The 14,915-nt window shown below is 65.6% G+C and carries 10 protein-coding genes and 1 pseudogene; 3 read left to right on the top strand and 8 right to left on the bottom strand.

Annotation, left to right across the window (positions count from 1 at the left end; translation table 11 throughout):
* Nucleotides 1-6: 6 nt before the first annotated feature.
* The 4 genes from JQ566_RS15350 to JQ566_RS15335 all read right to left on the bottom strand — a co-directional run bounded on the left by JQ566_RS15350 (nt 7) and on the right by JQ566_RS15335 (nt 5,583).
* Nucleotides 7-1,137, bottom strand: a complete 1,131-nt coding sequence (locus tag JQ566_RS15350) for an acyl-CoA desaturase (protein WP_249139500.1) — start codon at nt 1,135-1,137, stop codon at nt 7-9.
* Between the two features lie 181 nt (nt 1,138-1,318).
* Entirely contained in the window at nt 1,319-1,528 is a 210-nt protein-coding gene (locus tag JQ566_RS15345; protein WP_212373189.1) for a cold-shock protein, read from the bottom strand.
* A 249-nt stretch (nt 1,529-1,777) separates the two neighbouring features.
* A complete protein-coding gene (mfd, locus tag JQ566_RS15340; RefSeq protein WP_212373188.1) occupies nt 1,778-5,296 on the bottom strand; it encodes a transcription-repair coupling factor in 3,519 nt (1,172 codons plus the stop codon).
* A complete protein-coding gene (locus tag JQ566_RS15335; RefSeq protein ID WP_212373187.1) occupies nt 5,293-5,583 on the bottom strand; it encodes an FAD assembly factor SdhE in 291 nt (96 codons plus the stop codon). Before JQ566_RS15335 ends, mfd begins: the two co-directional genes overlap by 4 nt.
* A gap of 253 nt (nt 5,584-5,836) precedes the next feature.
* Here JQ566_RS15335 and recG point away from each other — a divergent pair, with 253 nt between their 5' ends.
* Entirely contained in the window at nt 5,837-7,945 is a 2,109-nt protein-coding gene (gene recG / locus JQ566_RS15330) for an ATP-dependent DNA helicase RecG (RefSeq protein ID WP_212373186.1), read from the top strand.
* Nucleotides 7,946-8,123: 178 nt separating this feature from the next.
* On the opposite strand, the gene JQ566_RS15325 is transcribed toward recG, so the two are convergent.
* The 3 genes from JQ566_RS15325 to glmS form a co-directional block, all read right to left on the bottom strand.
* Nucleotides 8,124-8,978 carry an NAD(P)-dependent oxidoreductase gene (locus JQ566_RS15325; RefSeq protein WP_212373185.1) on the bottom strand — a complete coding sequence of 285 codons (855 nt, stop codon included), beginning with the start codon at nt 8,976-8,978 and terminating at the stop codon, nt 8,124-8,126.
* 104 nt (nt 8,979-9,082) lie between these two features.
* Nucleotides 9,083-9,853: a DUF502 domain-containing protein gene (locus JQ566_RS15320; protein WP_212373184.1), complete on the bottom strand. Its 771-nt coding sequence runs from the start codon at nt 9,851-9,853 to the stop codon at nt 9,083-9,085.
* Nucleotides 9,854-9,937: 84 nt separating this feature from the next.
* Nucleotides 9,938-11,764, bottom strand: a complete 1,827-nt coding sequence (glmS, locus tag JQ566_RS15315) for a glutamine--fructose-6-phosphate transaminase (isomerizing) (RefSeq protein WP_212373183.1) — start codon at nt 11,762-11,764, stop codon at nt 9,938-9,940.
* Between the two features lie 222 nt (nt 11,765-11,986).
* Here glmS and JQ566_RS15310 point away from each other — a divergent pair, with 222 nt between their 5' ends.
* Nucleotides 11,987-12,205, top strand: coding sequence for a hypothetical protein (locus JQ566_RS15310; RefSeq protein ID WP_212373181.1), 219 nt, complete (start codon nt 11,987-11,989; stop codon nt 12,203-12,205).
* Between the two features lie 185 nt (nt 12,206-12,390).
* Here JQ566_RS15310 and JQ566_RS15305 read toward each other — a convergent pair.
* Nucleotides 12,391-13,326 (bottom strand): annotated as a pseudogene (locus JQ566_RS15305) (NTP transferase domain-containing protein); the annotation flags it as partial.
* 173 nt (nt 13,327-13,499) lie between these two features.
* Between JQ566_RS15305 and JQ566_RS15300 the strand changes: the two are divergent.
* Nucleotides 13,500-14,885: a hypothetical protein gene (locus tag JQ566_RS15300; RefSeq protein WP_212373180.1), complete on the top strand. Its 1,386-nt coding sequence runs from the start codon at nt 13,500-13,502 to the stop codon at nt 14,883-14,885.
* The last annotated feature ends 30 nt before the right edge of the window (nt 14,886-14,915 follow it).

Below are 14,915 nucleotides of genomic sequence, written 5' to 3'. Positions count from 1 at the left end.
ATTGCGCTAAACGCCGCTATTCGTGGTCGATTCAGCGTTGACCGGCTGGGCGGGAGTGGCCAGGAGAAAGCCAACGGAGTCGCTCAGGAGTTCGTGGGCGCGGTCGACAATGTCCTCCAAGGAGATCGTCTTCGCGAACATGCGCTGCGCTTCAGCCAGCAGCTGGTCGCGAGTTGGCACGCTGGACAGACGCGAGTCGGCACGCTGCTGCAACAGAAGGAGTGCGTCCCGCAGCGACAATTCAGTCTCGTGAATCGATGTCTTGATCGCCGACGCGATGTGTTCGGGATTGAAGCGAGCGGCAAGCTGCTCGGCCGCTTGCCTGACCACGCGCGATCCCAGCCGATGCTCATTGCGCAGAACCTGCCTGGGCGGCGTCTTCAAATCCCAGACTATTCCGAGCCAGGACATCGCCACCAGAACATAATAGGTCAGATCGATTTCATACCAGTAGAAGCCCTGCCGAGCGCTGGCCTGGTAGGCGTGGTGATTGTTGTGCCACCCCTCACCCATCGTCAGGAAAGCGAGCAGCCAGTTGTTTCGAGAATCATCGCCCGTCACGTACCGTTTGCGTCCATGAACATGTGCGAGCGAGTTGATGCAGAACGTGGCGTGATACAGAACCACGGTGCTCCAGAGGAATCCGACCACGAGTCCCGACCACCCGCCGATGAGGAAGCAGAGGCCCGCGAGCACGACCGCCGGCAAGAGCTCCAGTCTGTGCAGCCACATCAACTCGGGATACGATGCCAGATCCGACACCTTCACCAGGTCGGTCCCGTCGTGCTGCCGATAGAATATCCAACCGACATGGCTGTACAAGAAGCCCTTGTGCCGGGGCGAATGCACATCCTGCGCCGTATCCGAGTGCAGATGATGATGGCGATGTTTGGCAGCCCACCAAAGAACGCTTTTCTGAGCGCTGCTCTGGGCAAGGAAGGCAAGGACGAATTGAAACACCCGGCTTGTCGCGTAAGCCCGATGCGAAAAGTACCGATGATATCCGGCCGTGATCGCAAACATGCGCAACCAATACAGAACAATGCAGATTGCGACGGCTTGCCACGAGATGCCCGACCAGACCGCCGCGGCGCAGCCTGCATGGATCAACACAAATGGCAGCACTTGCGGATACATGACGTCGTCATGTTCCTGATCTGACTCGACATTCACGGACACGCTCGAACCTCAGCTGTTTCGATGGGCGGACCACCGCGCATGCAAAAACCCGCGGCCGGTAAACCAGTCGCGGGTCGCAAGAACCTGAAGCTCTGCCAATACATCCGTGGTCAAAGCGACAAGCACCGGCTGCGGCAGCTTACGCTGCGCGCAGATTGTCTGCAGCAGACTTGCCGGTCCGGCGGTCTGCAACGACGTCGAAAGAAACCTTCTGACCCTCGTTGAGGGAATTCATGCCGGCGCGTTCAACCGCGCTGATATGAACGAAAACATCCTGACCTCCTTGGTCCGGCTGAATGAAGCCGAAACCCTTTTGGCTGTTGAACCACTTCACAGTTCCCGTCGTCATGGGGAGCGTCCTTTGAGATAGATAAGTCTTCAGAATCGCACGCACGCGTGCGGTCAGCGGATTCGAGATCTGGAGGGAGGGTCGTCAGTCAGGCGCGCTAGCAGCGGCGAGGCCAAGTCGTTCGGCCGAAACTCGAAGGGTTGAACATGGCTATTCTTTAGACATTTCGCAAGTGGCGATCTGTCGCCCCTTCGGACTGAGGTGCGGCGCACCGTTCGCGCTGCGCCGCCTCCGGCCGAAGGTAGTCCCTTACGCCGCCTTCTTGCTCTCGGCGAGCTGTGCCAGCTGCCGCATGATCTCGGTCGTGCCGGCGAGACGCTCTTCGGGCGTCTCCCAGTCCTGCAGGAACACCACCTTCATGTCGGGCCGCACCTTGGCGGCCTGGCCGTGGCTGCGGATGAAGGTGACGAGGCGGTCGGGATAGGCGAAGGAATTATCGCGGAAGACGATGACGGCGCCCTTCGGGCCGGCGTCGATCTTCTCGACATTGGCCCTGCGGCAGAACGCCTTGATCGCGGCGACCTTGAACAGATAGCGCACCTCGTCCGGCAGCACGCCGAAGCGGTCGCGCATCTCGGCGCCGAAATTCTCGATCTCCTCCTCGGTGTCGAGATCGGCAAGGCGCCGGTACAGCGACAGCCGCACCGAGAGATCGCCGACATAGTCCTCCGGAATGAGCACGGGCATGCCGATGGTGATCGACGGCGACCAGCGGTCGGCGGCGGGCTCGGAGACGCCGGCCTTGAGGTTGACGATCGCCTCCTCCAGCATCGATTGATAGAGCTCGAAGCCGACCTCCTTGATGTGGCCGGACTGCTCCTCGCCGAGCAGATTGCCGGCGCCGCGGATGTCGAGGTCGTGCGAGGCGAGCTGGAAGCCGGCGCCCAGCGTCTCCAGCGATTGCAGCACGGTGAGCCGGCGCTCGGCCTGCGCGGTGATCTTCTGCTGCGCCGGCAGCGTGAACAACGCATAGGCGCGCAGCTTGGAGCGGCCGACGCGGCCGCGGAGCTGATAGAGCTGGGCAAGGCCGAACATGTCGGCACGGTGCACGATCAGCGTGTTGGCGTTGGGGATGTCGAGGCCGGACTCCACGATGGTGGTCGACAAGAGGATGTCGAACTTGCCGTCGTAGAACGCGGTCATGATGTCCTCGATCACGGCGGGCGGCATCTGGCCGTGCGCGACCGCGACCTTCATCTCCGGGACGTTCTTGTCGAGGAAATCCTTGACCTCGGCGAGGTCGTCGATGCGCGGCACCACGTAGAACGCCTGGCCGCCGCGATAGCGCTCGCGCAAGAGCGCCTCGCGGATCATCAAGGGATCGTGCGGCGCGACGAAGGTGCGCACCGCGAGGCGATCGACCGGGGGCGATGCGATGATCGAGAGCTCGCGGACGCCGGTCAGCGCCAGCTGCAGCGTGCGCGGGATCGGCGTCGCCGACAGCGTCAGCACGTGCACCTCGGCGCGCAGTGCCTTCAGCCGCTCCTTGTGGCTGACGCCGAAGTGCTGCTCCTCATCGACGATGAGCAGGCCAAGGTCGCGGAACTTGATCGCCTTGCCGAGCAGCGCGTGGGTGCCGACGACGATGTCGACGGAGCCATCGGTGAGCCCCCTCTTGACCTGGTTCAGCTCCTTGGTCGGGATCAGGCGCGAGGCCTGCGCCACGTTCACCGGAAAGCCCTTGAAGCGCTCGCTGAAGGATTTGGCGTGCTGGCGGGCCAGCAGCGTGGTCGGCACCACGACCGCAACCTGCTTGCCCTCGAGCGCGACCGCGAAGGCGGCGCGCAGCGCGACCTCCGTCTTGCCGAAACCGACATCGCCGCAGATCAGCCGGTCCATGGGCCGGCCCTTTTCGAGGTCCTTCAGCGTGGACTCGATCGCCCCTAGCTGGTCCTCGGTCTCGTCATAGGGGAAGCGCGCGCAGAACTCGTCATAGAGGCCCTGCTGCACCGGCAATTTCGGCGCCTCGTGCAGCATGCGTTCGGCCGCGATCTTGATCAGCTCGCCCGCGATCTCGCGAATGCGGTTCTTGAGCTTGGCCTTGCGGGTCTGCCAGCCCGAGCCACCCAGACGGTCGAGCTCGACCGTGGTCTGGTCGGAGCCGTAGCGGGACAAGAGCTCGATGTTCTCGACCGGCAGGAACAGCTTTGTCTCGGCGGCATAATGCAGCTCGAGGCAGTCATGCGGCGCGCCGGCAACGTCGAGCGTCTGCAGCCCGATGAAGCGGCCGATGCCGTGCTCGACATGGACGACGATGTCGCCGGCGGCAAGGCTCGTCACCTCCGAGATGAAATTGTCGAGCTTGCGGCTGGCTTTGCGCGGCCGCACCAGGCGGTCGCCCAGAATATCCTGCTCGCTGATGAGCGCGATCTCGTCGGTCTCGAAGCCGCTTTCGAGGCCAAGCACGGCGAGCATGGTCTCGTTGCGCGGGGTCGCCTGCACCGTCCGCCAGCTGTTGACGCTGGTGGTATGGGCGAGCTTGTGGTCGCGCAGCATCGAGGTCATGCGGTCGCGCGAGCCTTCGGTCCACAGCGCGATCACGACCTTCTTGCGTTGCGCCTGCAGCGCCATGACGTGGCTGACCACGGACTCGAACACGTTGACATTGGTGTCGTTGCGTTCCGGCGCAAAGTCGCGGCCCTTGCGCGCGCCGGCGTCGACGACGCTCGTTCCGTCGGTCGGCACCGAGAACGGCGTCAGCCGGGCCAGCGGGATCTCGCCAAGACGCTTTGCCCATTCCGCGTCGGTCAGATACAGCCGGTCAGGCGGCAGCGGCTTGTAGATCGCGCCGCCGCCGGGATGCTCCATCGCCTCGCGACGGGCTTCGTAATAGTCGAGGATCTGCTTGAAACGCTCGCGCACGGCGTCCTCGGCCTGCGGCTCGATCGCAACGGTCGCGCCTTGCAGATAGTCGAAAAGCGTGTCCATCCGGTCCTGGAACAGCGGCAGCCAGTGCTCCATGCCCGGGTGGCGGCGGCCCTCGCTGACGGCCTCGTACAGCGCATCGTCGCGCTCGGGCGCGCCGAACTCGGCGACATAGCCCATGCGGAAGCGGCGGATGGTGTCGGTGACGAGCTGAAACTCCGAGACCGGCACGAGGTCGAGCGAGCGCATGTCGAGCAGCGTGCGCTGGGTCTCGGCATCGAAGGAGCGGATCGATTCCAGGCTGTCGCCGAAGAAGTCGAAACGCACGGGCTGGTCGAGGCCGGCCGGAAACAGGTCGAGGATACCGCCGCGCACGGCGTATTCGCCGGGCTCGCGTACGGTGGAGGAACGGTTGTAGCCGTTGTGCTCGAGCCAGGCGACGACGGTGTCCATCGGCACCACATTGCCCGGTGCGACCGACAGCGCCTGCGCCGCGACCAGCTCGCGCGCGGGCACGCGCTGCACCACCGCGTTCACCGTCGTCAGCACGATCAGCGGCTTGTCGCTGCCGGTGAGCGAAGCCAGCCGCGCCAACGTCGTCAGGCGCTGGGCGAGGATGCCGCCATGCGGCGAGACGCGGTCGTAGGGTTGGCAATCCCAGGCCGGAAAGGTCAGGACCGGCAAATCGGGAGCAAAGAATTGCAGCGCGCGTTCGAGCTGCTGCATGCGCCCGCCGTCGCGGCAGACCACCGCGAGGCTGACGGCCGGCTTCTTCGGCCGCGCCGCGATGGCACGCGCCAGATCGGAGACGACGAGCCCTTCCGCGCCCTCCGCGACATTGGCGAGCGTCAGCGCGCGGCCGGGCGCGAGCAGCTCGGCCGGCGATTTCATCCCCTGCTTCATGCGCTGCCGTCCGCGATCGGAAACGCCTTGATACGGGTGAACAGCGCGCCGGTAACGTCGGCCGGCAGCACCTTGTCGCCGGCGATGGCGGCATAGAGATCGGGATCGTTGATCTCGAGCAGGCGCTCGAGCTCGCCGAGCTCGGCGTCGGACAGGTTGCCGATCTCGGCATCCGCGAAGCGGCCGAGGATCAAGTCCATCTCGCGCGTGCCGCGGTGCCAGCAGCGGAACAGAAGCCGCTTGCGGCGGTCATCCAGCCCGCCGCTCGAACGTGTCGTTCCCGTCATGTCTCAAATCCAATCAAACGCAGAAAGCCCGGACGTGCCGGGCGGGGGTGATATAGCCACTCGGGCTGGCCATGTCAGCCTTTTGTTGCGACGGGCGGCCCATCCGGTCCGTCATGGCCGGGCTCGTCCCTGCGCGGCCGAAGCCGCTGCGGCGAGGCGAAGGCCCGGCCATCCATGTCGGCTTCCGAAAAAAGACGTGGATGCCCGGCATAAAGCCGGGCATGACGGCGAGGAACAATCTTAGATTCCGCCAATGCGCCCCAGCCTGCTCAATCCGCTGTTTGCTCCCGTGACCAGCCTGCCCGGCGTCGGTCCGAAGCAGGACAAGCTGTTGCAGTACCTGCTCAGCCGGAGCGAGACGCCGAGGCTGGTCGATCTGCTCTTGCATCTGCCGAGCAAGGTCATCGACCGCCGGGCGCGGCCAAAGATCCGCGACGCGGCCGTTGGAACCATGGTGACGCTGGAGGTCACCGTCGATCGCCATCGCCCGCCTCCGCCGCGCAACGCGCGCGCGCCCTATCTGGTCTATGCCAGCGACGATACCGGCGATGTCGTGCTGACCTTCTTCCGCGCCAAGCCCGGCTATGTCGAGAAGCTGCTGCCAATGGGGGAGAAGCGCTACGTCTCCGGCACGCTGCAGATGTATGACGGCATTCCGCAGATCGTGCATCCCGATCGCGTGCTCGACGAGGAGGCGATCTCAAAGCTCTCCGGGATCGACCCGGTCTATCCGCTGACGGAAGGCCTCGCGCTCGGCTCGCTCCGCCGCGCGATCGCGCAGGCGCTGCAGAAGCTCCCCGCCCTGCCGGAATGGATCAGCCCCGAGGTGCTGCGCCGCTGCAATTTCCCCCCGGTCGCGGAAGCGCTCACGCGCGTGCACCAGCCGGTCGAGCTCACGGACATCTTGCCCGATCATCCGTTCTGGTCGCGCCTGGCGTTCGACGAGTTGCTGGCCGGCCAGCTCGCGCTGGGACTGATCCGCGCGCAATTGCGCCGTCCCGCCGGTGTACGCAATGCCGGCGACGGGCAGCTGCGCAACAAGATCATCGACGCCCTGCCCTATGCCCTCACGCCCTCGCAGCGCAACGCCGCCGCGGCGATCGCCGAGGATCTGAAGCAGCCGGTACGCATGCTCCGCCTGCTCCAGGGCGACGTCGGCTCCGGCAAAACAGTCGTGGCGCTGCTCGCTGCCGCCGCGGTCGCCGAGGTCGGCAAGCAGGCCGCGCTGATGGCGCCAACGGAAATTTTGGCGCGCCAGCACATCAAGACCATCGCCCCGCTCGCCGAGCGCGCCGGCATGCGCGTTGCCATCCTCACCGGCCGCGAAAAGGGCAAGGAGCGGCGCGAGATCATCACCCAGCTCGCCGAGGGCGAGATCGACCTCCTCGTCGGCACCCATGCGCTGATCCAGGATGACGTGATCTTCCATGATCTCGCGCTCGCCATCGTCGACGAGCAGCACCGTTTCGGCGTACGCGAGCGCCTCGCGCTCACGTCCAAGGGCGAGGCCGTCGACGTTCTGGTGCTGAGCGCGACGCCGATCCCACGCACGCTGGTGCTGACCTATTTCGGCGACATGGACATCTCCGAGCTGCGCGAAAAACCCGCCGGCCGCCAGCCGATCGACACCCGCGCGGTATCGATGAGCCGGATCAGCGAGGTCATGGAGGGTATCGGCCGCGCGCTCGAAGCCGGCAAGCTGGTCTACTGGATCTGCCCGCTGGTGGATGAATCCGAGGCCGAGGGCACCGAGCATCTCACCAACGCGACCAAGCGCTTCGAGAGCCTGCAAAAGCGCTTCGGCGAACGCGTCGGCCTCGTCCACGGCCAGATGAAAGGCACGGAGAAGGACCGAGTCATGGGCCAGTTCGCCGCCCACGAGATCGGGCTGCTGGTCGCCACCACCGTGGTCGAGGTCGGCGTCGACGTCCCGGCCGCCACCATCATGGTGATCGAGAACGCCGAACGTTTTGGCCTCGCCCAGCTGCACCAGCTGCGCGGCCGCATCGGACGCGGCTCGGAAGCCTCGACCTGCATTCTGCTCTATGGCGAGCCGCTCGGCGAGATGTCGAAGGCGCGGCTGAAAGTGATCCGCGAAACCACCGACGGCTTCCGCATCGCCGAGGAAGACCTGAAGCTGCGCGGCGAAGGCGACGTGCTCGGGGTGCGCCAGAGCGGCCTGCCCGGCTACCGCATCGCGCGCCCGGAGGTGCACGGCCAGCTCATCGCCCAGGCAAGAGACGAGGCGCTGCGGATCCTCAAGGACGATCCGAAGCTCAAGGGCGAGCGCGGCGAGGCGCTGCGCTGCCTGCTGTATCTGTATGAGCGGGACGAGGCGATCCCGCTGATCGGGGCGGGTTGAGGCTTCCGCAAAGATGGTCCCAGCGGGACTCGCAGAGTCTCCTCCTCGTCATTGCGAGCGGAGCGAAGCAATCCAGAATTCCTCCGCGGAGACAGTCTGGATTGCTTCGCTCCGCTCGCAATGACGATGTGGATAGAGACATCCGCAATTCGGCCGAGTCCGTTCGCGGAGACTGCCCTCATCCCTTCTTCTTGCTCGTCTCTGCAAACGCCTTCAGCAACGTGGCATCCACAGCATCGCCCTTCGCATCCTCCGCCAGATGCTCGAACCACCGCGCAAACCCCTCGTAGATCTGGCTGGCCGGATGATCCGGGCCTAGGAATCCGGAAATCTCCCGCATCTCCGCGACCCAACGATACGCCTTCGGGATCATGTCGGGCAGCGCGACTTCGAGCCGCGCCAAAATCGCGGGCTGGCTCAGCGCGAGCTCGTCGCGGAGCGCATCGGCCGCGCCGGCCTTCGTGGCCGCGATCACCATGGCCGAACCGATGCCGGCGAGACCCTTGACGATACCGGCGTAGGACATCTTGAGTGCAGAGGCCGCGCCCACCGGGCCTTCGACGATCCGTACGTCGAGGCCGAGGTCCTTCAGCACGGCGACGTCCTTGGCGTGCTCGCCGGACATGTAGAAGGCCGGGCTCTTGCCGCCTGGCTGGGGCGGAAAGCCGATGATGCCGGCATCGACGAACGGCGCCTGGGCCGAGCCGATGATCTCCTCGATTCTTTGCACGGTATCGACATTGACGGCGTTGCAGTCGACCACGACCGGCTTCTTCTCGCGCCTGACGATCAGCGAGGCCAGCCGTTCAGCCAACGCCACGGCCTCGCCCGGCGGCACGATCGAGAGGATGATGTCGGCGTCCGCAATCGCATCATCCTCGGCTCCGACCATGCCGGCGTCCGCCGCCCGTTTCAGCGTCGCCTCGCTCCGCCCCTTCAGCGACGTCAGCACGCGCGCACCGTTCTCGCCGAGGCGGCGGGCCACGGCGCTGCCCATGGCACCGGGGGCGAGGATCGCAATGGTCTTGGACATCGTGCACTCCAGGTCGAATTCCGAGCGGTGCGCTCGGTTCAACCCGAGACTAGCAGAGGACGAATGCGCGCGCGTGAACGCGGCCATCCCGCGACGGAATGGCCCTACTCCGCCTTCGCAGGCTCGGGCCGGAGCGTGGAGGCATTGGCAATACGCGCGGCATTCGCCACGCCGGCAAGCGCCGCCGCCTTCTTCGGATCAGGCGCCGAGCCCGGCTGCACCACGCCGGCCGACATGATCAGCGTGGCTGCGTCTTCGGCGGTGAGGTCGACCTCGATGATCTTGCTCTTCGGGACATAGAAGAAGAAGCCGGTGGTCGGGTTCGGCGAGCATGGCAGGAACACCGAGACGTGCTCCTCCTGCCCCGGCAGGTTGCGCGCGATGTCCTCGTTCGGCGATTGCGAGATCAGCACGATCGACCACATGCCCGGCGAGGGAAATTCGACGAGGCCGACTTTGCGGAAGCTCGAGCCCTTGCCCGAGAACAGCGTCTCGAACACCTGCTTCAGGCCGCGATAGATGGCGCGCACCGCGGGGATCCGGCCCAGGAAGGTCTCGCCGACATCGACCAGCGTGCGGCCGATCAGATTGGCCGCGAGGAAGCCGACCAGCGTCAGCGTGAAGAATGCGACAATCAGTCCCCAGCCGGGAACGCCGTAAGGAAGATAGGTTTCCGGCCGATAGGCCAGCGGCACAAACGGCCGCACCACGCCGTCGACCCAGGTGACGAACCACCAGACCAGATAGAGGGTGATCGCGATCGGCCCCGTCACCACGAGGCCGGTCAGGAAATAATTGCGGAAACGGCCCATCAGGCCGGTATGAGGTTCCGGAACAGGATCAAGAGGCGCAGGCGCGTCGTCGCGGGGGGTCATTCGGGTTCCAGGTCGGTCGCTACAAACAAGCTAGGGTCTTCTAGCAGGTTTTGGAAGACTGCGACCGACCGATATCCCGTCTGCCTATTCCACGGTCACCGATTTGGCGAGGTTGCGCGGCTGATCGACATCGGTCCCCATCACGACAGCCGTGTGATAGGCGAGCAGCTGCACGGGGACGGCATAGACCATCGGCGTGAAGGCCGCCGCCATGTCCGGCATCACGATGGTGACGAGGGACTCGACGGTCGCCTCCGCCGCGCCCTTCGCGTCGGTCATCAGGATGATGTTGCCGCCGCGCGCGGCGACCTCCTGCATGTTGGACACGGTCTTCTCGAACACGCGGTCGTGGGGTGCGATGACGACGACCGGCATGGTCTCGTCGATCAGCGCGATCGGCCCGTGCTTGAGCTCGCCTGCGGCATAGCCTTCGGCGTGGATGTAGGAGATCTCCTTCAGCTTCAGCGCGCCTTCGAGCGCCAACGGGAAGCTGGTGCCGCGACCGAGATAGAGCACGTCGCGCGACTTGGCGATCCTATGCGCCAGCTTTTCGATCTGGAGCTCGGTGGTGAGCGCGTCCGCCATCAGGCGCGGGACCTCGACGAGGCCATGGACCAGCTTGGTCTCGTCCTCGTCGGACAATTCGCCTCTAGCCTTGCCGGCTGCGATCGCAAGATTTGCCAGCACCATGAGCTGACAGGTGAAGGCTTTGGTCGAGGCGACGCCGATCTCGGGTCCCGCGAGCGTCTGCAGCACGGTCTCGCTCTCGCGCGCGATCGTCGAGGTCGGCACGTTGACGACGGCGATCGTGTGCACGCCCTCGGCCTTGGCATAGCGCAGCGCGGCCAGGGTGTCGGCGGTCTCACCCGATTGCGAGATGAAGACGGCGAGATCGCCCTTGCGCAAGGGCGCCTCGCGGTAGCGGAATTCGGAGGCGACATCGACCTCGACCGGCACGCGCGCAAAGCGCTCGAACCAGTATTTCGCGACGAAGCCGGCATAGCTCGCGGTGCCGCACGCCGTGATGTTGATGCGCTGGATGTTCTTGAAGTCGAAGGGAAGCTTCACCGGCAGCGAGACGCGCTCGGTCGCCATGTCGACATAGCGCGCCAGGGTGTGGCCGACCACCTCCGGCTGCTCGTGGATCTCCTTCGCCATGAAGTGGCGGTAATTGGCCTTGTCGACCAGTGAAGTCGAGGCGGCGTGCCTGATCTTGTCGCGCTGAACGGTGTAGCCATCCTTGTCGAAGATCGTTGCGCTCTTGCGGGTCAGCACGACCCAGTCGCCGTCCTCGAGATAGCTGATCGTATCGGTGAACGGGCCGAGCGCGATGGCATCGGAGCCGAGATACATCTCGCCGTCGCCGTAACCGATCGCCAGCGGCGGTCCGTTGCGGGCACCGATCATGAGGTCGTTGTCGCCGGCGAAGATGAAGCCGAGCGCGAAGGCGCCGCGTAGGCGCGCCAGCGCCAGCTTGACGGCTTCCACCGGCTTGTTGCCGCAGCTGAGCAGATCGTCGACGAGATGCAGCACGATCTCGGTGTCGGTCTCGGTGTGGAACACCGTGCCCTTCGCCTCGAGCTCCTCGCGCAGCTCGCGGAAATTCTCGATGATGCCGTTGTGGACGACGGCGACGCGTTCGGTCGCATGCGGATGGGCGTTGTTGACGGTCGGCTTGCCGTGGGTGGCCCAGCGGGTATGCCCGATGCCGGTCGTGCCCTTGAGCGGCTCGGCCTCGAGCCGCTTCGCCAGATTCTTCAGCTTGCCCTCGGCGCGGCGACGCTCCAGGTGCTTGCCTTCGAGCGTGGCGACGCCCGCGGAATCGTAACCGCGATATTCGAGACGTTTGAGCGAATCCACCAGTTGCTCTGCAACCGCTTCGCGCCCGAGAATGCCGACAATCCCGCACATGCGGATCACTATCCCCCAAATCGTCGAAAAATCACCTAAACGACGCGCTCGGTTTTTAGCGAAGTTCCCAAGGTACCAGAAACTCAATAATTATTGCTGATTGAGACAGCACGGGGCCCGCGCCCCCTGCTTCACCTGCGTCGAATTGGCCGGCCTTAAACCGCGCATATTAACTTGTTGTCAATATGTTTGACCAACGATTCCGGTCAGGAGAACAAGGCCATGAAAGGCTCATCCGACCGCAAGGGTCTGTCGTCGATGTATCTGCGCGCCAGCGAGACCTCGGGCACGCACCTCGCCCATTGGCCGCCGCCCCAGCGCGGCAAGGAAAGCAAGCCGGTCTTCGTCAAGCACGTGCAAGGCGAGCCGGCCAAGCGCGCCAAGCCGCGCGGCTGGCGCCTGACCCGCGCGATCTTCTCCGAATTCGCCGACGACGAATAGCGGCGCCGTGAGAAGACCCTCATGGTGAGGAGCGCGAAGCGCGTCGCGAACCATGAAGGCCAGTATCTCGCCCGCGGCCATCCTTCGAGACGCCCGCTTCCAGCGGGCCCTCAGAATGAGGACGGAGTGTGCTGGCGCGCGCCGTCGCTGAGCGAGGTGCCGGGACGCAGCCGGGCATAGGGTCAGATCGACACGTTCCTGCCGAGCGTGGTCTGCACGATGTGTGAAAAGGAATGGATCACGGTGCCGTCCGCGATCGACACGCCGGGGCCGATCACCACGAACGGCTCGATCGTCACGTCCTTGCCGAACACGGTATCGGCAGAGAGGTAAACGGTTTCCGGGGCGATCAGCGTGACGCCGGCCTCCATCGCCGCTTGGCGCAAGCGCGCCTGCATCGCGCCTTCTGCTTCCGCGAGCTGCGCCTTGGTGTTGATGCCGCGCACCTCGTCCTCGCTGGTCTCGATCACCACGGACTCCCATCCCTTTTCGCGAACGATTTCGACCGCATCCGTCAGATAATATTCGCCCTTGGAATTGGCGTTGCCGATTTGCCCGAGGATGTCGAGCGCGCGGCGGCCGTCGATCGCCATCACGCCGGCGTTGCACAGATCGATCTTGCGCTCTTCCGCACTGGCGTCGGCCTGCTCGCGGATCGCGACCAGGCGGTCGCCCTCGACGAGGAAGCGGCCATAGCCGGTGGGATCGGCGGCGCGAAAGCCGAGCGCAGCAATTGCGGCCCCCTTCGCGAGCGGCGCGCGCAGCCGCGCAAAGGTCCCGGCCGAGATCAGCGGCGTGTCGCCGAACGCGATCAGGAGATCGTCGGCGCCGCGCGCGATCGCCTCCCGCGCCGCCAGCACCGCATGCGCGGTGCCGAGCCGCTCGGCCTGCACGAAGGTGAGCGCGTCGGGGCGGATGCGCTTTGCCTCGTCCGCGACCGCCTGGTGATCGGGGCCGATCACGACGGCGAGCGAGGTGCCGGTTCCCTTGGGTGCGGCGGCGAGCACATGGGCGAGCATCGTCTGGGAAGCCACGGGATGCAGCACCTTCGGCAGGCTCGATCGCATGCGTGTGCCTTCGCCGGCGGCGAGCACGATCGTGAGGCTGGAACGGGCGGTCATCGAAATCCTGACAGATATAGCCGAATCAATTGGCACAACGGGCAGCGAGCCGCCTCAGAAGCTATCGCCTTGCTACCTCCGCAAACGCCCGGAATTCAAGTGCGGTGCGCTTTTCCTGTTAATGTTCCCTGATTGATTCGGGGAAGCCGGACAGGGCTGGGCGCTTAACGTACATGGCAAAGGATTCCGACCCACTGGCGGATGCCTTCGGCACCAAGGAGACCGGCGGGCTGTTCTCCGGACTTCTGGCCGAGGAAAACGCGTTCGACCGGCGCATGATGTGGCGGCTGGGCTCGTGGGGCGTGGCGGCGGTGGGCGCCGTCGTCATTGCCGTGATGGCCAACCAGGCCCAGCTCGGCTGGCGGCGCGACCAGGTCGCGTCCGCCGATCTCGCACGCCAGGCCGACCGGCTCCAGCTGCTGACCAAGGAGAGCCAGAACGAGGCGCGCCGACTCGCCGCTGCCGTCGAGACGCTGAACAGCGACCGCGACCGACTCTATTCGCGCGTCACCGTGCTGGAGCAAGGGCTCGATTCCGTCACCGGTGCCATTGCCAGGCAAACCGCAACGCCGCAGGGCGCGAAGCCGCAGGACGCAGCGCCGGCACCCGCAGCTCCCAGCGTCGCGCCGGTCGCCTCGACCCCGGCGAGCGAGAAGCCGCGCACCGAAGCCGCCAAGGATTCCCAGAAGGACACTGCGAAGGAAACGCAGAAGGAGCCGGCGAGCCCACCGCCGCAGACCGCGGCCGCCGCCTCGCTCATGCAACAGACGCCGGCAATGAACTCGGCGCTGCCGACCATTCCGCTGGTGCCGTCCAAGTCGCTCATGGCGCCGCCGGATCCGGCCGCATCGAAACTGATTCAACCCGAGGCAGCTGAGAAGGCTGCCGAGAAGAAGGCCGAGCCGGCGTCCGGCGCGGCCGAGGTCGTCGCGGCAGCAGCAAAGCCAGCGGAAGCAGCCGAGAGCGAATCCCCTGCGATCGCGGTTCAGCAAACGCGCTTCGCGATCGATCTCGGCGGCGCCAACTCGATCGACGGGCTGCGCGCGCTCTGGCGCGGCCTGACCAAGTCCAATCCGGAGATCGCGACGCTGCGGCCGATCATCATGATCAAGGAAGGCACCACCGGCCTCGGCATGCAGCTCCGCTTAGGGGCCGGCCCCCTGGTCAACGCTGCCGCCGCGGCAAAATTCTGCGCGGGGTTATCCGAGAGCAACCGCCACTGCGAGACCACCGTGTTCGACGGCCAGCGGCTGTCGATGCGTGGCGGTTCGGAGAAGGGGCAAGAGAAGGGGCAAGACAAGGGACAGGAGAAGTCCCAGGACCGGGTTCAGGAGAACAGCTCCGACAAGACCCAGGACGCGGCGCCGCAAGCCGAGACTGCGCCGGCGCCCGCACCAAATGCAAAACCGGACAAGCGCCGCCGCAGCTATTCCTCAAAGCGCTCGAAGCGCGAGGAGCCCGCGCCTGCTCCCGCGGCGCAGCCTGCGCCGGTGCCGGCGAAACCGGAGGCGGCGTCAGCGTCCGCGGGATCGACGCTGTCATCGTTTTTCCGACGCTAGGACGGACTCCGCTTCTACCTGCTCAGCCGA

Origin of the sequence: Bradyrhizobium sp. SZCCT0231 (assembly GCF_018130245.1) — a bacterium.
GTDB classification, from domain to species: domain Bacteria; phylum Pseudomonadota; class Alphaproteobacteria; order Rhizobiales; family Xanthobacteraceae; genus Bradyrhizobium; species Bradyrhizobium japonicum_F.
This window is presented reverse-complemented; position numbering and strand designations above follow the sequence as displayed.

Bases quoted from the DNA above. Each gene is read 5' to 3' on its own strand.
- JQ566_RS15350 (WP_249139500.1), bottom strand. From the start codon at position 1,137: ATGTATCCGCAAGTGCTGCCATTTGTGTTGATCCATGCAGGCTGCGCC.
- JQ566_RS15345 (WP_212373189.1), bottom strand. From the start codon at position 1,528: ATGACGACGGGAACTGTGAAGTGGTTCAACAGCCAAAAGGGTTTCGGC.
- JQ566_RS15320 (WP_212373184.1), bottom strand. From the start codon at position 9,853: ATGACCCCCCGCGACGACGCGCCTGCGCCTCTTGATCCTGTTCCGGAA.
- JQ566_RS15335 (WP_212373187.1), bottom strand. From the start codon at position 5,583: ATGACGGGAACGACACGTTCGAGCGGCGGGCTGGATGACCGCCGCAAG.
- JQ566_RS15325 (WP_212373185.1), bottom strand. From the start codon at position 8,978: ATGTCCAAGACCATTGCGATCCTCGCCCCCGGTGCCATGGGCAGCGCC.
- recG (WP_212373186.1), top strand. From the start codon at position 5,837: ATGCGCCCCAGCCTGCTCAATCCGCTGTTTGCTCCCGTGACCAGCCTG.
- glmS (WP_212373183.1), bottom strand. From the start codon at position 11,764: ATGTGCGGGATTGTCGGCATTCTCGGGCGCGAAGCGGTTGCAGAGCAA.
- mfd (WP_212373188.1), bottom strand. From the start codon at position 5,296: ATGAAGCAGGGGATGAAATCGCCGGCCGAGCTGCTCGCGCCCGGCCGC.
- JQ566_RS15310 (WP_212373181.1), top strand. From the start codon at position 11,987: ATGAAAGGCTCATCCGACCGCAAGGGTCTGTCGTCGATGTATCTGCGC.
- JQ566_RS15300 (WP_212373180.1), top strand. From the start codon at position 13,500: ATGGCAAAGGATTCCGACCCACTGGCGGATGCCTTCGGCACCAAGGAG.